This window comes from Methanobrevibacter sp., assembly GCF_017539065.1.
Lineage (GTDB): Archaea > Methanobacteriota > Methanobacteria > Methanobacteriales > Methanobacteriaceae > Methanocatella.
In genome coordinates this window covers 83474-108849 of record NZ_JAFYHP010000016.1, presented here as the reverse complement: position 1 = coordinate 108849, position 25376 = coordinate 83474, and the positions used below count along the sequence as shown (strand labels likewise).

The window sequence follows — 25376 nt, the reverse complement described above, 5'->3', positions numbered from 1 at the left end:
TTTTAAATTTCTTTTTTTCAACTGTTAAGTTTATATTTGATGAAAACGATAGTTATATTTGAGATAATATTTTAAAACTCATGGAGAAGTATTATGTTTAAGGTTTTCATCAGTAGTAATCAAACAGAATTTGCTAATGAGAGACAATTTATCAAAAAACAATTTGAGGAAGATTTTTTCTTAAAATCTTTTTTTGAAGTGTTTATATTTGAAAATTCTCCATCATATGGTTCATCGCCTGAAGCCACTTATTTTGAAGAGATACGGCAATCTGATATTTACATTGGGCTCATTGGTTCTCATTATGGTAATATTAAAGAATCAGGATTATCTGCAACTGAAGAAGAATATGATGCATTCCATTCTTCAAATGAACACTCATTTTTTTATATTAAAGAAGTCGAAGAAATGGATGCTGAAAATAAGAAATTTTTATCAAAAATAGAACCTAATAATAAACATTCTTCTTTTAAGGATGAAAATGAGTTAATTAGTGAAATTAGAAAAAGTTTGGTCAAATTTTTATCAGATAGTCAAAAAGATAATGAAAACTATGATAAAAAAATTATTTATGAATCCACAATTGATGATGTTGATGATGAGGCATATAATTTATTTTTTGATTTGTTAAAAGATGATGATTCTTATAAAAAATTAAGAAATGTAGATAATAAATCTTATTCATTGCAACGTATTGGTGCTGGTGAAGAGATTAATGGTATTTTTCATTTAAATGTTGCAGGAGCATTATTTTTTGCTAGGGATGTTACTAAATTTTTAGCACATGAAATTAAAATGGTCAGATTTAAAGGTATAAGTAAATTTGATGCTATTGATCGTGTTGATTCAAGTAGTACTCTTTTAATTTTATTGAATGAATTTGAAAGATTTTATAAAAGAAATACTCGTTCTGGTTTTTTCATTGATGAGGTTAGTCGTGTGAATGTTGATGAGTATCCAATTAGAGCGATTCGTGAAGCTATCATTAATGCACTTGCTCATAGAAATTATGAAATTTCATCTAGTTTCATTGAATTTTATATATATGATAATCGTATCGAAGTTATTAGCCCTGGGAAGCTTATAAATAATTTGTCAATTGAAGATATTAAAAATGATGAAGGCATAGGTCATAGAAATGAAAGAATTTGTGAAATGTTTTACATGACTAATTATATGGAACATATTGGTAGAGGCATTCCACAAATGATTGATGAAATGAAAAGTTTTGGTCTTGAAGAACCTCAGTTTAGCGAGGGGAAAGATTCATTTAAAGTAGTATTTAAAGGAACTGATGATGATTTGTCCCGAGCTGTTGGTGGAACAAATATAATTAATCTTAAAGATTTGGGATTAAACTCACGTCAAATTGAAATTTTAACCATAATTACTAATGATAATGTTTCAATGTCTTATGAAGACCATATTAAAATGTTTGGTAAATCTAAACCTACTGCTGAGAGAGATTTTTCAAAATTATTAAAACTTAATTTAGTTAAAAGAAATAAAAAGGGTAAAAATGTTTATTTCTCATCTCCAGATTATTAAAATGATGGACATCATGAATTTTTGATGGGTATTTTGATGGGTATTTTAATTGATTTTTCTTTTTATAATTTAGCATAATATTTATCAAACTATTATTTTAATTAGTCATTTTTTTAATATTTTTGATTATTAAATGTGTTTGATGGATATGATTTTAATTAAATTTATATAATTATAATTTTATAATTATTTATTAATATGGTTTAATTTGGTGTTTCATGTTCATTGAGGAAAATCCTATTTCTTTGTTAGATGATGATAAATTAAATAGAAGGGAATTTGCAGAATCATTAGCTCAAGCTATTTCAAATTATAAAAAGGAAAGTTGTTTAACAATTTCTTTAATGGGAAAATGGGGTTCTGGAAAAACTTCAATTATTAAGATGGTTGAGGATTACTGGAGGAATAATAATAGTAAAAATATTGTTATTCATTTTAATCCATGGTATTTTTCAAATAATAATAACTTATTATTCCAATTTTTTGATATTTTAGTTAATAGTTCTGGAAAAGATTTTACAGATTATGTAAACACAGATAATCTTAAAAAATTAGGCAAATCTTTAATTAACATGACTTCATTTAGCCTTAATTTTGGTTTAGGTTCAATAAGTATTAATCCAGAAGTTAATAATTCGTTAAGTGATGAAGAAACATTATTAAGTCTTAAAAATAAAATTTCTGATGATTTTAAAAAGCTTAAAAAGAAAGTTATAATTATTATTGATGATATTGATAGGTTATCTGATGATGAAGTTAAACAAATTATGATGCTTGTTAAATCATTAGCTGATTTTCCTCATGTAGTTTATATTTTATCATTTGATAAAGATGCTGTTGTAGGATCACTTAAAAATTTAAAAGTTTATAATCCTGATATGTTTTTAGAAAAGATTATTCAGATTCCTATTGTTGTACCTGAAATCAGGGCGTCTCAATTAGATAAATTAGTTACATTTTATTTGGATGATTTTTATAGAAAGTATCGTGATGTTGATGAAACTTATCAAAAGGACTTTTTTGATATCTATTCGTATTTAAGACTATTTTTTGATAATCTAAGGGATTTATATAGATATATCAATATCATAACATTTTATTTTTCAGTTTTTAAGGATGATGTTAATATTAATGATTTCATGTTGATTTTGGCCGTGCAATTGTTTGAACATAAGATTTATAATAAGATTAAGGACAATCCAGATTTATTTTTAGTTTCTACTGAAAATCAAAAAGATGATATTAAAGAGGATAATAAAAACAAAATTCAAGAGATTATTGGGTTACATTCTAAATTGTCTGAAGATGAAATTTACCATATTTTATTAAAGTTATTCCCTAGAATTAGAATGTATTATCGAAATATTGATTTAGAAGATTCTTATCGCGATTGGAAATACAATTTTAGAATTTGCACTACTGAATTCTTTTATAATTATTTCACATTAAACTTAGAAGCTGAGGATTTAAGTGCTACTTCAATTGATGATTTATTTAAGTTAGATGATGTAGAAAAGATTTCTGAAATGTTTTTAGAACATGATAGAAATAATCAAACAAAAGACCTTTTTGACATAATTATAAATCGTATGAGAGATATTCCAAAAGAAAATGCACATTATTTTATAAATTCATTAATCGATATAGGAGATCAGTTACATATTCCACTTAATACATTTTTTGATAAAAGAATTTATTTAGGTAGAATTTTGGATGATTTACTTAAAAAGTATGATAATAACTCTGAGAGATTTGACGTATTACAAAATGCTATTGATAATTCTGAAAACAGTTTGTATGTAGCTATTGAAATTTTATCAGGCCAAGATTTTATTTATAATAGATTTACTTATGAGAATGATAGGAAAGATGTTTCTGAAGCTTTAATTGATGAAATTGATTTAGAAAAACTTGAAGATATGATGGTTTTGAAAATCAGAAAATGGGATGAAACTGATAAATTATGGGATAGTTTAGATTTGGAATTTATTCTTGATAGTTGGGAATTGTGGGACAGTGAAATTGATGTAGTTAGAAGAGTTAAGGAATTTATTTCTGAAGGTAAAAATGCTTTGCGTTTTGCAAGAGGATTTAGAAACATTAACTCTACAACAATACATGCAGATTCACCATCTGAAATTGTTCAAAAATTTAACTTAAAATCAATGGTGAAATATTTTGAAAGCATAGATGATTTAAGAAGTAAATACGTTGAAGTTTGTAATAATGAATCATTAGATGATAATGAAAAGGAAATATGTGCTTCTTTAATTAAACAGATTGATGAAGAGTATTTCACTTTTCAATCTGGTCAAAAACCAGGTGTAGGAACATATATTTGTATTAATTGTAATCAGGAAATAATGCTTGATGATTCAAATGATGCACTTCCCCCTTGTCCTAATTGCAATGGTGTCGAATTTTTTAAAAAACTTAAATAATGCTGATTAAAGATTATTAGTTTGTTGATATTTAATTAGGGTTAAATTTATTAAAATGGGATAAACATTTAGAACACGGTTTAAAACCTTCATTTATTGCATCATCAACTTTCACGAATTCTTCATTTATGTTCTCTTTTTTAATAGATTTAACATATTTGCAGGAATTTAAATGGATTATTTTTGTTTTTTTATTTGCAATATAATGATTTTCATAGTGATTATATGTTAAAGTTCCAACTAACTTATAATTTGCATTCAAATAATATATTCCTTCAATGTATAATTGTTTATCATAATTATGTGACCAATTTTCATATGTAATTTTAAAGCCATGTATTAACCAAATAATGTCTAAGTTATTTTCATTTAAAAAAGATAATAATTCTTTTTTATTTATAATTAGGTTATATTCAAAATTGTCTCCATTGGATAAATCAATCATGATTTCAGTATCATTTGAATATAATACATTATCATTATCTCCATATTCTAGATTCATTTTATCGAAAAGTAATTTTGAGGGTTTAAGTAGATTTTTATTGAAATCTTTTTCTAAATAGTGGCTGAATTCCCATAAATTTTCATCAAAGGGTATGTGGATTGAATTTTTTATTGGATGATTAAAGTAAATTATTTTTTCAAATTCATTGTTCTCTTTTAAATTGCTATAAGAATTTGCCCATGAGAATTCTTTATCGAATACTTGATAAAAATTATCATGGTCAGGGGTTATCCGTGATATTTCTTCATATTTGAGTTTTTCAACAATTTCTTGCTTTTCATCTTTTTTAATAATTAATCCCCATAATTCTAGAAATAGTCCTTTTGTAGGTTCATGACATTTGAAGTTAAGTTCATTTGAATCATTTAAATTAATTTGACCAAATAATAATAGCCAATCATCATTTTTATTAAATATTTTTTGTTGATTTAGTAAAGTTTCTATTTGAGGTATTCCGTTAAGACTTTCGGACCATTTTTCTTTTGAAATGTTGAAATTTATTAAATTTGAAAAAGAATTTGTGGTTTTTATTTTATTTTTGAAGTTAAATGTTGGATCAAAATTTCTAATTCCTATTTCCCATGCACCTTTCAGATAATGTTTATCTTCAGTAGTCCAGGGGTGAGTGATTTTATAATTAGTAGATAACATATCTAATAGTTCATAAAAAGCTATCCTTTGATATTTTTCACCAATTCTGTAAGTATATGGGTGAATTAGGTTATATTTATTTTTTTCTATGGAAATATCATAGGAACCATGTAGTTTTTCATCATAAAATTCAAAAGTTCTTTTAATGACAAGTTTTCTTAAATCATTGTAAGTAAATTCATTATTCCAATATTTAATTTTGTTTTTAAATTCGTTTCTTCCAAAATTTCCAACATGTTCTTGCATCGAACTAAAAATGTAACATCCGCCTTTCAAAGTAGGTTTACTAAAATATTCTTTTTCTATTTTATTAATTTCATTTTCAAAAGGTATTTTTGGAAAATCATATTTAAACTTAGATGTATTCAATTTTAAATTAAATTTTAAATTAGAATAATCGATAATATTTTGACCATAATCTTTTAATAATATATTTGGTTTAAAATTGTTTTTTACAAAGATTGTAGTATAAGTATATTCTGCCAATTTTTTTATATCATCTGGATTTTCATAATTTAATACGCAAGCATAAGCGATAGCATATAATCTTTCTATAATGTACATATCGTCCAAATTTTCAAATAATTCCAATATTTCAAGAAGAATTTTTGGTTTGTATTTTAGAATATTAATAAGGGCATAAGTGCTTTTATCTCTAAGTTCTTTATTATTTGATGCTAAAAACCAACTTAACATGATGGTTAATAATTTTAATGAGTCATCGTTAATTTGATTAATATTTTTTAGGAATAACGTCCACTCAACAACATTATAAACAGAATATTCTAATCGATATTGTTTATCAATCCAAGGCAGCCAATAGGAGTCTCGTTCAGGCATAGGATAATTTAAAAGAAGTTCATGTAATTTTTTTGAATTTAATATATATTCTGGATTAGAAGATAATTGTATCATTGATTCGAAAAATAATGTGAAATTATGTTCTGATTTTTTAATTTCATTTAGAATATAATCAAAAATATTTTCATTAATAGTTTTTGGTTTTCTCCAATATAGGCTGTTTATAAACCAATCAAATAATTTATCGTTAATAATATTTTTTAAATTGAAGGCACTGAAATCAATTTCAAAAAGTTCAATTCCAAATTTTTCAGGAATCAATACTGCAAATGCTTCAAAAACACCATAAAAATTGATTTCATCTCCTTCACTAATTATTCTATAAATTCCCCCATCTTCTTTAAATTCATTATGTAAGTTCTCTTTTTTAATATTTTCCAGTAAATAATCCGCAACTAAATAGTCTTCAATTTTTTCATATGAAAATTTTAGAATGGGACGGTCATCGAATCGGTCTTTATAAAATAAACCTTCTTTAATCAAAATATCAATAATTTGAAAATTTTGCATGTTAAGTTTATTCGATATTTTTGTTCCTATTTTGAATAAATCTTCATAAAACAATTCAGAACTAGGATTACTAATTTTCAACTCGATTACTTTGTCAACAAACATTTTTGTAATATTAAATCCAAGGGGTACTGAAGGATTTCTATGAATTATTTCTTCAATATTTTTAAAATAATCTCTAATGATTGAAGAAAAATCTAAGGAATCTTGAGGTATGATATTTATGTTTGATTTTTCCATATTTTCAAATAATAACTTTAAAAATAGGGGATTTGAGAATATGGGGTTTATAGGTGGAAATGAAGGATAATTTACATTATAATGATTACAAAAGATTTTTATTCCTTCGAAAGTTTTATTTCCTAAGTTTCTATGATTGTAATGATTATTTTTGTTAATAATATCTTCAGGAAGCAAATCAATGTAAGTGTTTCTAATGGATACAATTAAACCTAACCATCTATAATTTTTTATTTCACTAATAAATCGATTTAACCGATTTTTCCATAGTTGACTGTTTTTACATTCATTTAAACCATCAATTATTATTAAAATCCTAGATTTTTGATATTTTGCTTTGTTATTTAATTTTTCTAAAAATTCTGTAGAAGGCATATCTAATTCTAACTCATTAACAATTTGTTTCCCGATATTTTCATCAGAATTAAAATGAGTTCCTAATAATAAAACACTAACCTCTTCATTATTCATTCTTTTACATGCTAAATCTGCTAATAAATGTGATTTACCACATCCCGCATCACCTGTTAAAATTAAAATTGGATTTTTAAGTAATTTATATGAATAACCTAAAATTGCGTCCATATATTCTCTAGATTGATGAATTAAAACATCAATTTCGTATTTGGTGTCGTTTTGTTCTTCAAATTCATTTGAAATTTCTACTAAAATTTCTTCAATAGGGTCTATTAAATTATATAATATGTTGAAATCATAATCAATGTCTTTAAAAATATTATTGTATTCATTTTTTAAATTTTCAAGAGCATTGTCAAAATCTTTTTTATATTTTTGAGGAAATTTTAACTTTCTTAATTCACAATAATAATCTATAAATTTGTTCTTAAACTTTTCTTTAAAAACTTTATTTTTTGCCATTACATTAAAAAAATCTAATTCTAAATCAATATTAATTTCAGGATTGTATCTAGGACCTAATTCATTAATTGAACCTTTTAATTTGTCTTTAAAAAATTTGTCAGTGAAATCTTTATTTTTTTGTATTTTATCATTATTTTTACTTAATGTGTTCAAAACCTGTTCTTTTAACTCTTCAACATTTGTGAAATACTCAACAGTAGGCCCATCTTCAATGTTTTCTTTAAATTTTTCTAGTTTATTTGAAATTACATCATTTTCTTCATCAGGATTCCACTTTCCATTTTTATCTTTCTTAATAAATGCGAAGATATCTATTTCATTTTCTTTTGCATAATTAAATTCAAATTCAGTATAGGATATTTCTTCATCTTTTATTAATGATCCATATTTAAAACCCAGTATCAAGACAACAGCAGATGCATGTTGTATTTCTTCCACTATTTTTTCTTTTGGAGGATTGGGTGAACCTCCCCAAGTTTCCATGTTTATACAAAAATAATTTTTTTGAATTGCATCCTTTGTGGAGTTTCTTTCTTCAACTAAATCTCGACTTGTTGAACTTAAAAAAATTCTTGGTGCAGTATTTTCTATCATATTTAAACTCCTTTTCTAGGGATTTATTATTAACATTAAATTAAATTGTTTTCCCAATAAAACAAACTATTGTAAAAATGATATGGGTATTGAATGTTGTATAAATAATATGTCTTTTAATTGTTCAAGTCCTGTTCTATAAATAATCCAAACCAATCAAATTAATTTCATCGAAATTTTCAAACTGCTGATCAAAGCTAATCAAATCAGCAATGCCGGATTCCTGCATGGTTAATATAATACTTGAATCGGTAAAGCTTAATTTTGTCTTTTTACTGTTTGGCCCAACAATCCTTTTGAAGATATCAAAGGTTTTGGCGGTGTAGTTGAAGATATTGTATTCGTTCAATATTTCAAAGCTGTCAATCAGACCGTAGTAGATTTCTTCAGCAGCATCAATATTGATTTTCCTACCTGTTAATGTTAAGACTTCATTTAATACATTGTTGTTAATGTAGCAGTCTCGTGATAATATATTTTCAGTTTCTTCTAGTCTTAAAGCGTTTTCATGTAACTCATCGTTTGAATTAACATAGGCCAAGATGAATGAGGTGTCCAGGAATACTTTACTCATTCGTACAAACTCCTTTTTAATTCTACGGCATTGGTTCTTTCATCGGATTTAAAAGCACCGCCTAAATTTTTAAAGCTTCTTTTTTTCCTGAAATTTATTTCAGGGTTCCCATTATCATTGATAGCCCATTCTACAACAGTGTTATTGTCGATGTCATAATTTTTTCTTATTTCTTTTGGAATTGTGGTCTGGTAATTGCTTTGAATTTTACTTGTAGCTAATATAAGCATGTTTCTCACCTCTTGGAAAATATTGGTTTTAGATAATATATTATATTATCTATCTATAATAGGATATAAACATATCTGATATTTTTCATTTTATCCGAAAATTTTATATTATAGTAATTTCATAATACATAGTATATAGAATGTTATTCCAATCATGAGTATAAACCACGCCAGATTAATTGGATAAACATGTACGAACTCATGAAACATTCTTTACGTAATTTAGGAATTAATTAAATGTCTATTTTAGCGTATTATTTTTGGAAGTATGAATGCCTACTTTTCTATTGGGTAAAAGATAAAAGTAGAGCACGACTGTACATTTTTGTCAAGATGTCATGTAATGTTAATGGTGACACATGACTGATAATCTTGTACTGTGAAATCTTTAAAGTGGGATTTCTAAATTAAATAAGAGGTTATTATATGAAGAGTAATGAAGAAAAAATCTGTATTGAAATTGATAATATGGAAATGTATGGTAATATATACAATAGAATTATTAAGCATTGTGAATTGTGGGAAGGTGGTCCAAAAGACTTTTCAATTCCAGGAGATGGGGATAATGATTGGAGATATGAATGTGGAGTTTATAAATTTCTTGAAAATCATGCTCTAAAAGATTTAGTCAAAGAATTGGGAGAATTATGCGCCTATGTTATTCTTAAGGATTGTGATACTAAAGAAGTTATTCACAGTGTTGGAAAAATAATCATCAGTTTTGATAAAATAGATTTAATTAAAATTGGGACTTTTGAAAAATTAGATAAGCTAAAACAATTAAAAACAGAGTTTGGCTACTGTAAAAGTTATGATGTTGATTCGTTAGGCATTAAAGGGCCCCGACCGATTGAAGGCATGTCTGCAAGAAACATGGGATTCAGAGATGTTATAATATTAGTTAGTAATTCTCTTGATAATTTAGTAAAATTGGATTTACTAATTGAAAATCAAGTATTAGATATTGATTCTAATTTTGAAGTGGATTTTGACATGTTAAACTAAGTATATAGGAATTGAAAGTGTTTTTCCAATTCTTATTATTTTTTTGAATGAAGCTTTATATATGTTAGAATAGATATTGATTTTTATAAAATTATATTATGGAGGTAGTTATAATGAAAGAATATGACTACAAAAAAGAATATAAAAAATTGTTAGATGATTATCATAAATTAAAATCCAAAAGTAATGTTAAATCAGACGAAAAAACAAGAAAATCTGCATATGAATTATTGGTTGCACAAAATAAAGCGAAATATGATCTTGTTTGTAAATGGGAAAAAGAAAATGGAAAACTTTTTGATGGTTCTGTTGAAGATATTTTAAATGAAGTCGAGTTTAATTTCGAGGGGTTATCTGAAGATGATTTTGTTATAATTCCTATAGATAATACCGAATTGTTTTTAGGTAATTGTTTATATCTAAATAAGTCATTAATAAGGTGATTTGTATGGAAGAAGAAAAATTATCTAGTTTAAAAGATAGAATAGTTGAAGATCTTGAACGTTTTAATGTTACTTTTAAAGTACGGTTCTGGAGAACAAATTATGTTGCCTTCCCGTAGCAAACCTTTGCTAAGTGATGAGGGGTGGCTGATTGTTGATTTTCTTGAAAAAGATAAAGTTCATTATATAGATTTAGAAAGTGTCTATGAAGTAATCATAGGTTAGTAATGGAGGTTAATTTATGGCCGAATTTAGATTGATGGAAACTTTACAATATAAAAGTGAAAATAGTGATGTTGAAGGAGAATTCTTAATTGGACATGAAACATTATGGGCATCACAAAAAATAGTTGCAGAAATATTCGGAACCAGTTCTCAAAATATATCCAAGCATTTCCATAGAATAGTCGAAGAAGGCGAGCTAGTAGAAAATGAAGTAAGTATAAGTTCTAAAATCTTATTTCAGGAAGAATCTGATTTTATCAACTCAGAGTTGATAAAATCTAATAATCGAGGTAGGCCTCAAATATGGTATAATCTTGATGCAATCATATCAATAGGATACAGAATAAACAGTAAAGAAGCAACACAGTTCAGAAAATGGTCAAATAAAATATTAAAAGAATATATGGTAAAAGGATTTGTACTTGATGTGGAGCTACTAAAAAAAGGTGGAAGATTCACCGATGATTATTTCGATGACTTGCTAGAAACCATAAGGGAGATAAGAGCATCCGAAAGAAGATTCAACCAAAAAATAACTGATATTTATTCAACAAGTTATAATTATGATCCAGAAGCTCAAATCACAAAAGACTTCTTTGCAAGTGCTCAAAACACATTAATATACGCTGTAAGTAATCACACTGCTGCGGAAATAATTGATATGAGAAGTGATGAAAATAAAATCAACATGGGATTAACCAACTGGAAAAATTCACCAAATGGTAAAATTTTAGCATCCGATGTTGTTATTTCTAAAAATTATCTAAATCAGTCTGAATTAACAAAATTAAATAATCTTGTAGATGGGTTCTTAACTCTAGCAGAAAATAGGGCAATGGATCATGAACCAATGGCAATGAAAGACTGGAAAGAATTATTGGATGATTACATTACCTTAAATAGGTTGCCTGTTTTGCTTGGAAAAGGTAAAATTTCATCTGAAGAAGCAAAAAGGCACGCAAAAGAAAAATATAAAAAATTTAGGGAAATACAAGATGAGAATTTCATCTCTGATTTCGACCAAATGATTATAGATATTAAAAGATTAGAAGGTAAAGAATAATTCGTGGAGGGGGTGAAAGTTGTATTTTATGAGTTTAGCTAGTTTATAGTTTATGCTCTTTCACTTCATATTCTTCATTCAATTCTTTAATTTCCTTTTTGATTTCATCCAATATTTCTTTGCTTTTTTCAGCAGTTAAATTATCACTTTTGTTGTTAGCATCTCCCAACTTAAAAACATATGAAATTGGATTATCCCAAGTTTCTTCTACACCAATAAATTGAGGTATACCGAAAATAATCCTCTAGGTTTTATTATAATATTTTTAATTTCATTTGCATCTTCTTTTTCAAAATTTTCAATTTTAAAATATTTTATTTTCATGATATAAGATTGAATATAGCAAAATATAAAGAATTAGTGAGAGCATTTGAAAAGGAATAGGGTTTTTAAAAAAGAAAATGTAAAATAGCAATTAAGCTATTTTATTACAATTTTTGAACTTGCTGTTTTTGCACTGTAGTAAGAATCGCCTGCAAACTTGGTTGTTGCCTTGAAGGTTCCTTTTTTGGTCAGTTTAACCTTAAAGGTTGCAACACCTTTGCTGTTTGTTTTAGCAGTATAGGTCTTGCCGTTAACTTTTAAAGTCATTTTCTTACCGCTTAAAACTTTACCAGTATTGTCCTTTAAAACAGCAGTAACCTTTTTAGTAGCAGACTTTTTAAAGGTCTTTTTAGCAACGGTCAGTTTAGTTGCCTGCTTGTTGATGCTTATGGTTGAAGTTGCGACACTGCCCTTGTAGGTCGTATCTCCACTGAATGCCATTGTCACTGCATATTTTCCGGCAGCGGCAGCAGGTAAAGCAAAGCTTACAATACCGTTAGTGTTACTTGTTGCAGTGTATATTTTACCGTCAAAGGTTATGCTTACCTGTTTATCTGCTATGGCTTTGCCTGTTGCATCCTTAAGTGTGAACTTATATGAAGTTCCTTTGGCACTGATTACATTAACAGTTAAACTGCCTGCAGCGATACTGGTTGCGGTTTGTACCGGTGAGACCTGGATGGTTGTTGTTAAATCACATTCACTGTATTTGTCACTTCCCTTAAACTTGGCTTTAAGTTTAACCTCACCGCTCAAGCCGTTGATGTAGATATGACCATACATGTCGGTTTCATCTGTAATGTCTGATCCTCCATTAATGGAGTAGGTTATTTTTTCACTGACAATTCCGCTTCCGGCAAGGTCATCCAGCTCAACCACGATGCGGCCGTCCTTAACATATGTAACGGTTAAAAAGGTATTGGTCTGGGTCTTTGGAATGTGAACGGTATTGTTTGAGTCTTTTATCTCATTGAAGTTTAATTTAAAGTTTACAATTCCAGGTATGTCTGTGAAGTTGTTTTCATAAACGTCAATTTCACCGACCGGACTTATTCCAAGGTTTTCCAAAACATTGATGTAGTAGAATGTGACGCTTGAATCATCAACACTTGCGTCATATTTTTTAACGGTGTTTCCGGTAATGTTTATTGCACCAATTACTGACGGGAAACCATGTGCACGGTTTTCAGCTTCTGATAGAATTAGAATATTGTCATTTTTAACAATAAATTCATTGTCAATGATTTGAATGTAGCTTGATGCTTTTTGAAGGCTAATAACCGGAAGGTTCTGGTAGTTTACTTCCACTTTACCCAGTTGGTCTGTGTAGCTTGTGTTGATCATGCCGCAGGTTATGAAACGGTTGTTTTTCAAGATGTTTCCTTCAGTTGAAGCGCCGCCGTAAAAGATTGCATAGGTATTGTTAATGAAAGTGTTGTTTTCTGCGTAAACGTTGTATGATGATGAGGCAATGCTTAAGCCGTCAAGGATATTTCCCTCGAAAGTGTTGTTTATGGCTTTGATGCTGTGTGAGCCCATAATCTGCAATGCCTTGGTTCCAGCATCTGCACGCTCAGGAACAACACCAGTAGTTGTACCGGTGAAATAGGAATTTCTCACAACAGAATCGCTTGATGTGTACATGTCGACTCCATAAGCATAATTTATGAAATTGCAGTTGTCGATTATGATATTGGTTAATCCCTGAATATAAATTCCTGTTCCTTTCACAGATCCTGCATATCCTTCTAAAGGATTTGGGTTTATGAATTTAATTCCGTTGATTTCAACATTGCTTGTCTGTCTGATGCTTAAGGCATTTTCTGAAGTTATGCTTACATTAGTACCTTTCAGGGTCACTGGTCTTGTTATTTCAACTGTAGTGTTTAGATTATACGCCTTGTTTTCACCTAGGTTTATTGTCTCTCCGTCACTTGCCTTGTCTATTGTTTTTTGAAGGTCATCTGATGTTGTACCATTGAAACTGATTTCAGCTAATGGATTAGTGTCAGTGCTTTCAATAATGTCTGTCTGGTTAGCTGCCTGAATGCTGCTAATCGAGACTAATGTTATAATGATTAGCAGTATTGTGAAGCCGATGTGTTTTCTATTCATTTTTTTTAATCTCCAAAAATATTGTATAAAATAGAGATTATAATATCGATAAGCAAAATATAAGACAATTGACTTTTAATACTCGTTGTAAAGTAAAACTACTAAATCGAGGTGATATAGTAAATTGTCTATGTTAATATTTAATGGAAAATGTTCAATATAAAAGTTGTTATGGTAATTTATAAAAAAGATTTTGTTTTTATAGATGAATTTTAAATTGTAATGATGATTTTTATTATTTAAGTGTTCAATTTTTAGGATAGTTTTGAAATGATATTCATTTATTTTTAGATTAAAGCAATCATTTAACCAATTTACTAACGCCCCCCCCCCGATGTGTTCATTTTGAGTATGGCGAATTTTTAGCCTTCAAATTAAAATTTAAAGCGAATATTTTAAATATAGATTTCAAGTTATATAATAAATGATGTGTAACAATTTTCGCATCACTGATAAAAAAAGATTAAATGTCGATAAGCAATAAGTGAGGTAAAATATAAAAAATTATTAATTTACTGTAAATGTTTTGAAGACGACATTTATATTTTTTCTCCTTAATAAAAATAACGATATGAATTATAATTCACAATTAAGACAGAAAAAACACAAATTAACACATTTATATTAAACCTCTACTTATTTTATTTGATATTTCTTCTTTATAAAAGTTTAGAGGAAATAATTATGAAATCTAAATATTACATGATAATTGCAATGATAGTACTTGCTGTCTTTGCAATAGGAGCAGTATCTGCTAGTGAAAATATTGCCGCAGATATAGACGAACCTACTGATGACGTTGCAGTGGATGATGTCGCAGTAGAAGAGATTGATGAACAGGCTGATGATGTTGCAGTGGATGATGTCGCAGTCAAAGAAGCAGATGAAGGTGGAAACAGAGCTATAACTTATCAACGATTTAATGTAACTGCTAGTTCTAACTTCACTGATATTAATAATAAAATAGCTAATGGAAATTATACTGGTTATGAATTTTATTTTGATAATAGTACTAATTATACAAATTTTGCAATGGTAACTGGTAACAACAATAAATTCACTGGTAATGGTGCAAATATCACTGGTTCAGGTGATTTATTCACAGTTGATGGATCAAATAATATTGTAATCACTGGTTTCAACATGAAAGTTACAACTGGAAATGCAGCAATATATGGTGCAAATGTAATTAACGCAACAATAGAAAATAATAATATTGTTGGTGGAAAAGATGGAATAAACATCAAGGAAACATACGATAATGTAATTATAAATAATAATAAAATTTCAGGATTTACAAGAGATGGAATTTCTTTAGTAGATCATCAAACTTTAAGTGATAGTGATTGGACTAATAGAGGCAGTTCTGTTATTTCTAATAATGTAATCACAGGTATTTCAATCGCAAGTACTGAAGTAGGAATGTTCTTTGGAGGAAACTTTAAAGGTACAATATGTGGTAATGTTATTACTCATGTAAAAGAAGGTGTTGAATTTACAGGTAAAAAAGCAAAAACTAATGGTAAATTATCAGTTGATTTCTGCAATAATAATATTTCTGATATTGAGTATGGATTATATCTAAATAATCATAATGTAACTTTTTTAAATATCACTTATTGTAACATTGGATTAAATTCACCAAATCTTCTTTTTGATATTTATGCTACTTCAAATTATGTGGCAACCGGATTTGTTGGTGTTTATAACTCAAATTTCAATGGAACTTTCTCTCCAAGATTTGTAACATCTGTAGGATCAAATTACAATAATAATACTAACTTCCCATAGTTTAAATCCTTAAAATTGGTGAAATCATGCTAAATAGAAAAAAGATGATGGGAGTATTACTTTTATTATCTATTTTTATATTTTTAATGGGAACTGCCTTTGCATCAGAAACAGTTGATAATTCAAGTTGTATGTCTAATTCTGATTCTAATATTGTAAATGAGCAATCAGTTAATGATATGTTATCTAATGATATTTCAAATGATGTTAAATTGTCTAATGAGGTAAATGATGAGTTATCAGATGATTCTAATGTTTTTGAGAATCCTGATTTTGAAGAAGGAACTCTTGATGATTATGGTAATGTTTATGGGTGGAATGTTACAAAAACTCCTGGTGGAACAGGTAAATATGACAAATCTAGAGCAGAACCTATTGGACAAATTGTAGCTGAAGATCCTGAAGAACAAGCAGACATGCTTGATGGAAATGCATTATTTATTGAATATGAAGATGGAGGATTATATTATATTTCTCAATATATAGATTTTACTTCAGTTAAATCAATAAGTTTTTATTATAATTATCTTTTTTCCGCTGGTGATTTTACAATATCTGTTGGTAGTGAGACAGTTTCTACAATCAATTATCAGAGAGGTTATAATTGGCAAGAAGTTAATATTGATCTTTCTGATAAAAATTATTTAGGGAATAATTTGTTTGAAATATCATTCGATGGAAATCAATTTAGAGGATACATGCTTTTTGATAAGTTTAGTGTAATATTTGATGATAAATTATCTTCTAATTTTGAATATGTTCCAACTGTAAATAATGATAATATTTCTGTTCAATTTACAAATAAAGCAAAAGGTACATTCAATAGTGTTTTTTGGGACTTTGGAGATCGTACAAACAGTACTGATATTAATCCAACTAAAATATTTACCCCTGGTGAATACAATGTTACTTTAACTGTATTTAACAATGATGCTAATGATACTTATTCTCAAATTTTATCATTAATTTATCCTACTATTGATGGTAAAATGTATGCTAGTGTTCAGGATGCTATTAATAATGCAGTTGATGGTGCAACCATTGAAATTCCAAATGAGTTAACAGAAGATTTAACAATTAATCAAACTTTAACTTTAAACTTTAATGGAAATAAGTTAAATGGCAATATTAATATTAACAATGGTGCAATTGTCACTGTAACTAATATTAGTGATGTTTCTAGTGTATCTACTGATGAAGTATCTAAATTAATAATTGCTGATTCAAACATTAATTCCAATCTTAAGTTAAAAGCAGGAAATATTGATATTAATGCTGTTAACTTTAATGATAGTATTGTAACTATTACTTCTGCTAATGCTACTTTAGTTAATGTTAATGTTGCAAATGGTGGAATTATTGTTAATGGTGGTAAATCAAAAATCACCAACAGTAATTTAACAGGTTCTAATGTTGCTATCAGTCAAACCGCTGGTGAATTAATAATAACCAACAACATTATCAAAGATAATGTTAAAGGTATTGAAATTACTGGTGGTAATGCAACAATTACTTTCAATGCAATCTACAACAACACCAATGCATTCAACGCAACCGGTGCAACAGTTACCAGTACCAACAACTGGTACGGAACAAACACAGTAACTGGAATTGATCAATACCTAAGATTAGTATTAAAAGTAGATACTGCTAAAATGTATTCCGGTGACGAATATGATATCAGTGTTGATTTAACAACCGACAACAACGAAGCTTCAACAATTGATACTGGTGCATTAAATGACCTTACTTTACAATTCACAACCACTAATGGCGAAGTAACACCAGTAACCATTCACAATGGTAAAGGTGAATTAAAATTCAAAGCAGGATCATTAACTGATGAAGTCAAATTAACATTATTCGGCGAAGAATACGAACTAGAAGATGCTAGCATTGTTGAAAAACCATTACAAACAAACATTACTATTACTTCAACCGAAAAAGGAGTAATCATAATTGTTTTAAAAGATTTCAATGGTAAAAATATTTCAAATGCAATCATAACCTACAAAATCAACACAGAAAACGAAGTAAACAAAACAACCGATGCTAACGGTATTGTATCCATTATTAACTTAAAAGGTGCAATCAGCATCACAGTTAATTATGCAGGAAATGACACATACTTCCCATCCAACAAAGAAAATAACTTCGTATTCGCACACGATACAAGTATCTCAACTACAGTTGCTGGAAACTCAATCATCATCACACTAAAAGATGATGAAAACAAAGCAATTCCAAATGCTAATGTAACATACAAAATCAACAATGCAGAAACAACCACTGCAACAGATATTAACGGTACTGTTACCATTCCTAATCTAAAAGGAACAATAGCATTAACAGTTAGTTATAAAGGAAGCGAAATATATTCCGCATCAAATAAAACAGACAACTTTGTATTCCCATACACTACAACAATAACAGCCCCAAGCGTTTCAGCCACATACAATGTAGCTAAAAACTTAATCATCACATTAAAAGATGAAAACGGCAAAGCTGTTGTAGGTAAAACAGTAAGTGTAAAAGTAGGAAGCATTTCTAAAAACCTAGTTACCAATACCAATGGTCAAGTATCATTGAATATTGCAGGCTTAGTACCAAAAACCTACACCGCAACCATTAGCTTTGAAGGAGACAGTCTATACACTAAATCAATCCTCAACACTGTTAAAGTAGTTGTAGCTAAAGCCACTCCAAAAATAACAGCTAAAAAAGCAACATTTAAAGCAAAAACTAAAACAAAAAAATACTCCATTACTTTGAAAAACAACAAAGGAAAAGCAATGAGTAAAGTTAAAGTTACTTTAAAAGTAGGTAAAAAAACATACAAAGCAACAACTAATAGTAAAGGTAAAGCAACCTTTAAAATCACTAAACTGACTAAAAAAGGTAAATACACTGGAACTATTAAATTCGCTGGAAACAAATACTTCAAATCTATTAGCAAAAAAGTAAAATTGACAGTTAAAAAATAATAGAAGAATAAAAAAATTAATTTTTTTCTCTTCTTTTATTTTTTCATTTTTTTTTAACTAGTCACATAGGGTACTTTTAAGGTTTGAATCCTTAAGGTACAATTCTAAAGAGAAGAGAAAAAGAACATGTTGTTGAATAAGTCTAAAAAGTGTTATATTATTTTATTGTTAATGCTTTTTTTAATATCTGTAGGTGGTGTATCAGCAAATGAAGAAAATAACACTACAGTTATTTCAGATTGTGCAGATGATACATTTCAGGATGATGCAATGCTTGCAGATACATTGTATTTTGAATCACCTGATAATACTTCAAATATTTTAGAATCTAATTCTAATAATGATGTTTTAGAGGAGGATGTTTCTGGTGGTTATGTTGTTAATGATGTTGTTGTTAATCCTAGTTTTGAGTCAAATACTGATGGTTGGGATTCCTCACAAGTAGATATTGTCTCTGGTGGAAAAGCATATGCTAAAAATGGAACTTATTTTATAAATCTAAAAGACAATATCAGCTATATTTCACAAACAATTAACTTTGATACAATCGATACAGTATCATTCTATTACATGTCCAAGATTCAAGGTTCATCAATTGATTTGTTTTTGGATGATAATCTGGTAATGGATTATACTATTAAAAAGGCAGGTTATTCTAAAAATCGCTGGGAAGAAGTCAATCTTGATGTATCAGGTTTTACTGGTTGGCATGAATTTAAAATAAGTCAAAACAATGGCAGTGGATTTCTAGATAATTTCAATGTAATCTATAATAGAAATTTAGTTGCTAATTTTACTATGGGTTCTTTTAGTGTTGATGGTAATGAAATCACAATTAACTTCACTGATCATTCATTAGGTCTGATTAGTAATTATCTATGGGATTTCGGTGATGGAAACACCAGTACTCAACAAAACCCAACACACACTTTTAAATTAGGTCATCATAGAATTACTTTAATGGTTTCTAATAGTTATTCAAGTTGTGTTTATTTTTATGATTTGCCGGTTTCTGCTCCGACTGTTGAGCGTACGGGTGTTGAATATTCGACTATTCAAAAAGCCATAGACAATGCTGCAGATGGTGATGTTATAACAGTAACACCAAATGTTTTTGTTAGCAGTTATTATGAAAATTTGGTTATTGATAAGTCATTAACATTGAACTTCAATAATTGCACATTAATAGCAAAAAACAATAACGCTCCTATTATTAGTGTTAAAAACAATGCTAAAGTTATTATAAATAATATTTCTTTTGGAAATAGTAATTTGATATCTGCTGATAGTTCATCACAGTTAATGATTGAAAATTCATTAATTAAGGATTCAAATATCACATTAGTTGAAGGAGATATTTTAATTAGAAATACTCAATTCAATAATTGTTATTTGACTATTTTAAATGACAATTATGGTATGGATTATTGTAATGTTAGTGTTGGTGGAGTTATTGTAACTGGTGGTAAATCTATGGTTACTAATTCTAGTTTTTCTGGTTGTGATGTTGCAATTAACCAAACTGGTGGTGAATTAAGTTTAATAAGCAATTCAATTACACATAATGGGGTTGGTGTTAGTGTTAGTGGTGGAATTGCAAATGTTAATTTTAATGAGATTCATTCTAATTCAAGGTTTGGTTTAATATACTCAATGGATAATATTGATTATTCTAATAATTGGTGGGGATCTAATAATCCTAGTTATAATTGTAGTTTAATCATTCCAGATTATTATTTGGATGTTTGTCAAGTTAATGAGTCTAGCTTAGGTATAAACTCTTGGATAGTTTTAAACATCACTAAACATGATTTGGATTATCATTACTGGATTAGAGGTGTTACTTATTATAATTTAACAATTGATTTGGTTCATAATAATCTTGGTGAGGATATAAGTCAATTTAGTGTTTTACCTTCTAAATTTTATGAATTTAAATTTAATAATGTTGAATTTGACATATTTATTGAAAATGGATTTAAAGAATACTTGTTTAGTTGGGGTTATTTGACCAGTGATGTTGGTGAGATGAATGTTCAGTTTGGAAAAGAAACAGTAATATTGTCATTAGATGTTCATCAAACATTAAGAGTTGGTGAATTTTCAGAACCGGGGTTTGAAAATTTTCCTTATGAAAAATGGATTGTTGAAGATGTTCCGAAAGTCACTTATATTACTCCATCTACTTCTTTTAAAGATACTTTAGAAGTTAGAATGGAGTGTAATGATTCTAATGCGGTTATATTTTATACATTAGATGGCAGTGACCCAGGTTATAGTCCAACTCGTTTAGTTTACACAGGACCATTTACAGTTAATGAAACTACTGTTGTTCATTATGCTGCAATTGATTCTTTAGGTAATTTTTACATGTTGGAAGACTGCACACTTCAAGGAAATACTCCAACTTTTACTAGAAGTAAAACTTTTGTAATTTTCTCTTGGTGGTATAAATCTTTAACAGATTATAATTATTTACCTAATTATTATACGTTAGATGGTACTAATCCAATGGATAGTGATTCTACTATGATTTATACTCATCCTTTTTTCATTGATGAGATTAGTGTTTTACGTATTGTTATTCCAGATTATAGTGGAAGATATAATTGGCCTTTAAGAGTAAGTTTTTATAATTATGATTTTTCTGTTACTTATTTAAAAGAAGCTAATTCTTCAGATTCTGGTGCTGTATGGAGTCAATATCAGGGCGATATCAATAATACTGGTTCTACAAATTATTCTGGTCCGTTAAATAATATTTCTAAATGGACAAATGAGAATATCATTAGTTCTGGATCTGCTGTTGTTGATAATGATAATCATATTTATATTGGTGGAGATGATGGTTATTTATACTGTTTAAACAGTCAAGGATTGGTTATCTGGAGATTTGGAACAACTAGTAAGATTATTTGCACTCCAACAATTGGAAATGATGGTAATATTTACTTTACAAACTGGCTGAACAGTACATTGTATTGTTTATCTCCATCAGGTAAATTGGTTTGGAAATATTATTTGGGTGATTATAATACTGGTTCAAGTCCTGTTTTTGGTTATAATGATATTTTGTATGTAATAAGTGGAAATGATACATATTCTACTTTATTTGCATTTAAAAATCAAAAACTATTGTGGACGTATAAATTACCTGCATTAATTGCCCACACTCCGATTATAGGTAGTGACGGAGCTATTTATCTGTTATCTAATGATAACTTTTTATTGGCAGTTAATGTTGATGGAACTTTTAAATTCAATGTTTTAATTGGAGTTTTAAGCGATGATGAAGCAATGAATGCACATGTAAGTAATCCAGCATATTTCAGTTATGGTTCGGGTAAGTATGCATCATTAAGTCTTTATGATGATTTGATTTATATTTTAAATCATGATACTGTATCTGCATTTTATTTGAATGGTACTAAAGCTTGGCATAATCGTATTTTTGGAGTTTCTGGAACTCCTTCTTGTTATGATGGTGTTTTATATATTGCTGGAACTTCCGGTTTGTATGCGCTTAATGCAAGCAATGGTGAGCAATTATGGTTTAAATCCCTAAAAACTACTAGTTTGTCACTGAGCTCTCCACTAATCAGTAATGGTAGTGTAGTTTATGTTTCTGGTAATAGTACTGTTTATGCTATTTCTTTAGAGGGTAATATGTTGTGGAGTTATAATATTCCATTTAAGTATGATGGTGCTTTTAGTTTATCAAGTCCTACTTTAACTGATGATGGCACTTTGATTGTTACAACTATTCAAGGTATTTATGCTTTTGCTGATATTGCAGCAGAATTCATATATTGCCATGTTAATGGAACTGAACGTACAATCCAGTTCACTGATTTGTCAACTAAAGGTAATAACAGTTATTTCTGGTCTTTTGGTGATGGTTATTATTCACAAGAGCAAAATCCTAAACATGTCTATGCAGAACCTGGCAAATATCGAGTGGAATTAGTAGTGGAACACAATGGCATTAATCTTGCCCGTAACACTACAATTGAAGTTATATCATATGATATTACTCCTCCGATTCCAGTAACTGCTTACATTAATAATACCAAAACCAAAGGAGGAATCTTCAACCAGACACAGATTGTGACATTAGTTTCATCTGATGAGTCCGGCAAATATACAATTTACTATACTGTTGATGGTTCTAATCCTATTAACAGTTCTACTAGAAGAACATATCTGGAACCTATTAGTGTTGAAATTTATACTGTTTTAAATGCTGTTGCTGTTGATGAATCCAATAACTATGCGAAAGTCTCAACATTTACTTTTAACATCACTGATGCTATCAATGTCAATGATAAAATCAACACTACTTTGATTCAAAAGATTCAGGAATTGTTGGATAATGCTGAACCTAACTCCAAGTTCGTATTTGACTACGATGAACTTTACGGAGCCAATTTCACAATCAACAAACCTTTAAACATTATTAGTAATGTTAATACTAGATTGGTTGGAAACAATAATCAGCCGGTTTTCACATTAACTGAAAACGCTAAAAACAGTACAATAAACGGTTTTATTATTGAAAACGAGGGTGCTGATGGAATATTGATTTCCAATACTGATTCGGTGAAAGTTTTAAACTCAATTGTATCTGCAAGTGACGCTTGCGGAATCAACATCGTCAATTCCAAAAACACATTAGTTAAAGTTACTGTTGTTGATAATTCCACTAATGGTGTAAAAGTAACCAATTCATTAAATACTAATCTTGAAAGAATCACAGTTAAAAATAGTGATGATAATGGTGTTTGGATTTTAAACAGCAAAAACACTATTTTAACTGATTCATTACTTGAAAGCAATGGTGAGGATCCATACACCAGCAGTGCTAACCAGATATTGTTGGATGGTTCAACCAACACAAGAATAACCAATAACATTATAAACTATGGTGTTTTCGGCATTCACCTAAAAAATACCAATGACTGCACATTAATAGATAACAATACTGTCTATGAGGGTATTGGTGATGCAATTTATCTTACTGGAAGATACCTTAGCCTAAACATTACTCACAATACGTTGGATGGTTGTTTTAACGGCATTAACTTCAATGGTTATAGTGAGAATGTTGAGGTTGTAAATAATTTAATCCAGAAGATGCATCAGCATGATGGTGAGCCTGAAAGCGGTCGTGAATATGATGCATTTTATGGTTTCCGCCATAGGACTGATTTATATGGTCAGTATCATAATGCTGTTCAGGTTTTTGAGCTTGCAAGTAATTTCCATGGTGAAGTTCATCTGGAAAACAATATTTGTATTTTATTGGAGCATCGTGCATGGGAATCACGTAAAACATCAACTTACACTGAAAGCAGTTGTGATGGTTACGGTTATAACCTATGGGACGGTTCTGATTCATATCACTGGAGAATCACTGCAGGTACTCATTACCGTGAAGGATTCGTTGATTTGGTTCTTGACCGTATTGGTGATTCATCCTACCGTTTAAGACTAATCAACCAAAGAACTGGCGAGTATTTATCTGATATTCCTGCTTTTGATGTTATATTCACTGCAGGAAGATACACTCAGACGGTTAAGTTCATCAATGATTCTGCGATTGCGACTTTTGATGTTGCCTCTTCAATTACTACAATCACTGCTAAGATTTCAGCAGAGATTAAGAAGTCTATTTCCTGGAATATCCCTATTAGTGAAGGCTATTCTTCTTCCAATAGAGATAAGGATCCGGGTTATGAGGCTGGTGAGGCAATCAACAATCCTAATCCTAAAGCTCCAAGTATCAATGACATGATTAATCGGTTCAATGGAAACAACGGTAACGGTAATGGTCAAGGCAGTGGAAACGGAAATGGTGATGGTGATGGCAACGGTAACGGTAACGGTCAGGGTTCAGGCAATGGCCATGGCTCTCACGGTCATGGCGGTTCTAATGTAAACGGCCGTGAAGGTGAAATTGAAGGCAACGCAAACAATCTCATCCAAACCGATAGCGGTAATTCTCCATCTGTAGGTGTTGAAGCTGCGGCTGAAGGAGATTCTGATTCTGTTGAAGGGGGTTCTGAGTCTGGTGAAGGCTTTGAGGAACCTGTAAATGCATATGAAGTTTCAAAAGTAATTAATATTGAAAAAAGCAATGTGAATTTTGTGGCAGCTGTCATTTTATTCGCTGTAATTGTGATTTTAGGTTACGGTTACAGAAGGATTAAAAAGGATGGTGATGAATTTTAGGTAAAGAGAAAGGCTTGAAGTCTTTCCCAGATTCCCACTGTGTGGGAATCTGACTGTTGAATTTTCATGGTTTTTTCTCCTTTAAAAGGAATTTTAAGTAAAGCTGGTATTTTTAATGTACTGGTTTTACTTTTAAAACACGTTTATTTAAAAATTGAA

General features: G+C 29.0%; 14 protein-coding genes. 9 read left to right on the top strand and 5 right to left on the bottom strand.

What is annotated here, in order from left to right; all coding sequences use genetic code 11:
• The first annotated feature begins 93 nt into the window (after positions 1 to 93).
• Entirely contained in the window at positions 94 to 1548 is a 1455-nt protein-coding gene (locus IKS50_RS04610) for an ATP-binding protein (RefSeq protein WP_292846069.1), read from the top strand.
• A gap of 218 nt (positions 1549 to 1766) precedes the next feature.
• Entirely contained in the window at positions 1767 to 3989 is a 2223-nt protein-coding gene (locus IKS50_RS04605; RefSeq protein ID WP_292846066.1) for a P-loop NTPase fold protein, read from the top strand.
• A 31-nt stretch (positions 3990 to 4020) separates the two neighbouring features.
• Here the strand turns inward: IKS50_RS04605 and IKS50_RS04600 are convergent, their stop codons facing one another.
• The 3 genes from IKS50_RS04600 to IKS50_RS04590 all read right to left on the bottom strand — a co-directional run bounded on the left by IKS50_RS04600 (position 4021) and on the right by IKS50_RS04590 (position 9036).
• Entirely contained in the window at positions 4021 to 8232 is a 4212-nt protein-coding gene (locus IKS50_RS04600; protein WP_292846063.1) for a DUF4062 domain-containing protein, read from the bottom strand.
• A gap of 136 nt (positions 8233 to 8368) precedes the next feature.
• Positions 8369 to 8806 carry a type II toxin-antitoxin system VapC family toxin gene (locus IKS50_RS04595; RefSeq protein ID WP_292846060.1) on the bottom strand — a complete coding sequence of 146 codons (438 nt, stop codon included), beginning with the start codon at positions 8804 to 8806 and terminating at the stop codon, positions 8369 to 8371.
• A complete protein-coding gene (locus tag IKS50_RS04590) occupies positions 8803 to 9036 on the bottom strand; it encodes an AbrB/MazE/SpoVT family DNA-binding domain-containing protein (RefSeq protein ID WP_292846057.1) in 234 nt (77 codons plus the stop codon). Before IKS50_RS04590 ends, IKS50_RS04595 begins: the two co-directional genes overlap by 4 nt.
• 426 nt (positions 9037 to 9462) lie before the next feature.
• Here IKS50_RS04590 and IKS50_RS04585 point away from each other — a divergent pair, with 426 nt between their 5' ends.
• The 4 genes from IKS50_RS04585 (at position 9463) to rhuM (ending at position 11772) form a co-directional block, all read left to right on the top strand.
• Positions 9463 to 10041, top strand: coding sequence for a hypothetical protein (locus IKS50_RS04585; protein ID WP_292846054.1), 579 nt, complete (start codon positions 9463 to 9465; stop codon positions 10039 to 10041).
• Positions 10042 to 10154: 113 nt separating this feature from the next.
• The gene (locus IKS50_RS04580) at positions 10155 to 10484 is read left to right on the top strand and encodes a hypothetical protein (protein ID WP_292846051.1); all 330 of its coding nucleotides are present in this window, start codon (positions 10155 to 10157) and stop codon (positions 10482 to 10484) included.
• A 66-nt stretch (positions 10485 to 10550) separates the two neighbouring features.
• Positions 10551 to 10709: a hypothetical protein gene (locus tag IKS50_RS04575; RefSeq protein WP_292846048.1), complete on the top strand. Its 159-nt coding sequence runs from the start codon at positions 10551 to 10553 to the stop codon at positions 10707 to 10709.
• A gap of 16 nt (positions 10710 to 10725) precedes the next feature.
• Complete coding sequence (gene rhuM, locus IKS50_RS04570; RefSeq protein WP_292846045.1) at positions 10726 to 11772, top strand: RhuM family protein; 1047 nt, start codon at positions 10726 to 10728, stop codon at positions 11770 to 11772.
• A 43-nt stretch (positions 11773 to 11815) separates the two neighbouring features.
• On the opposite strand, the gene IKS50_RS04565 is transcribed toward rhuM, so the two are convergent.
• Complete coding sequence (locus IKS50_RS04565; protein ID WP_292846042.1) at positions 11816 to 11941, bottom strand: hypothetical protein; 126 nt, start codon at positions 11939 to 11941, stop codon at positions 11816 to 11818.
• A 251-nt stretch (positions 11942 to 12192) separates the two neighbouring features.
• Positions 12193 to 14211: a right-handed parallel beta-helix repeat-containing protein gene (locus IKS50_RS04560; RefSeq protein ID WP_292846039.1), complete on the bottom strand. Its 2019-nt coding sequence runs from the start codon at positions 14209 to 14211 to the stop codon at positions 12193 to 12195.
• Between the two features lie 684 nt (positions 14212 to 14895).
• On the opposite strand from IKS50_RS04560, the gene IKS50_RS04555 reads away from it, so the two are divergent.
• From IKS50_RS04555 to IKS50_RS04545, 3 genes are all read left to right on the top strand, one after another.
• Positions 14896 to 16002 carry a hypothetical protein gene (locus tag IKS50_RS04555; protein WP_292846036.1) on the top strand — a complete coding sequence of 369 codons (1107 nt, stop codon included), beginning with the start codon at positions 14896 to 14898 and terminating at the stop codon, positions 16000 to 16002.
• Between the two features lie 26 nt (positions 16003 to 16028).
• Positions 16029 to 18986: a PKD domain-containing protein gene (locus IKS50_RS04550; protein WP_292846033.1), complete on the top strand. Its 2958-nt coding sequence runs from the start codon at positions 16029 to 16031 to the stop codon at positions 18984 to 18986.
• A 171-nt stretch (positions 18987 to 19157) separates the two neighbouring features.
• Positions 19158 to 25217, top strand: coding sequence for a PQQ-binding-like beta-propeller repeat protein (locus tag IKS50_RS04545; protein ID WP_292846030.1), 6060 nt, complete (start codon positions 19158 to 19160; stop codon positions 25215 to 25217).
• Positions 25218 to 25376 lie beyond the last annotated feature (159 nt).

Coding starts and splice junctions, on each gene's coding strand:
- IKS50_RS04590 (WP_292846057.1), bottom strand. CDS start 9,036: ATGCTTATATTAGCTACAAGTAAAATTCAAAGCAATTACCAGACCACA.
- IKS50_RS04595 (WP_292846060.1), bottom strand. CDS start 8,806: ATGAGTAAAGTATTCCTGGACACCTCATTCATCTTGGCCTATGTTAAT.
- IKS50_RS04605 (WP_292846066.1), top strand. CDS start 1,767: ATGTTCATTGAGGAAAATCCTATTTCTTTGTTAGATGATGATAAATTA.
- IKS50_RS04610 (WP_292846069.1), top strand. CDS start 94: ATGTTTAAGGTTTTCATCAGTAGTAATCAAACAGAATTTGCTAATGAG.
- IKS50_RS04560 (WP_292846039.1), bottom strand. CDS start 14,211: ATGAATAGAAAACACATCGGCTTCACAATACTGCTAATCATTATAACA.
- IKS50_RS04585 (WP_292846054.1), top strand. CDS start 9,463: ATGAAGAGTAATGAAGAAAAAATCTGTATTGAAATTGATAATATGGAA.
- IKS50_RS04555 (WP_292846036.1), top strand. CDS start 14,896: ATGAAATCTAAATATTACATGATAATTGCAATGATAGTACTTGCTGTC.
- IKS50_RS04545 (WP_292846030.1), top strand. CDS start 19,158: ATGCTTTTTTTAATATCTGTAGGTGGTGTATCAGCAAATGAAGAAAAT.
- rhuM (WP_292846045.1), top strand. CDS start 10,726: ATGGCCGAATTTAGATTGATGGAAACTTTACAATATAAAAGTGAAAAT.
- IKS50_RS04550 (WP_292846033.1), top strand. CDS start 16,029: ATGCTAAATAGAAAAAAGATGATGGGAGTATTACTTTTATTATCTATT.
- IKS50_RS04575 (WP_292846048.1), top strand. CDS start 10,551: ATGTTACTTTTAAAGTACGGTTCTGGAGAACAAATTATGTTGCCTTCC.
- IKS50_RS04580 (WP_292846051.1), top strand. CDS start 10,155: ATGAAAGAATATGACTACAAAAAAGAATATAAAAAATTGTTAGATGAT.
- IKS50_RS04600 (WP_292846063.1), bottom strand. CDS start 8,232: ATGATAGAAAATACTGCACCAAGAATTTTTTTAAGTTCAACAAGTCGA.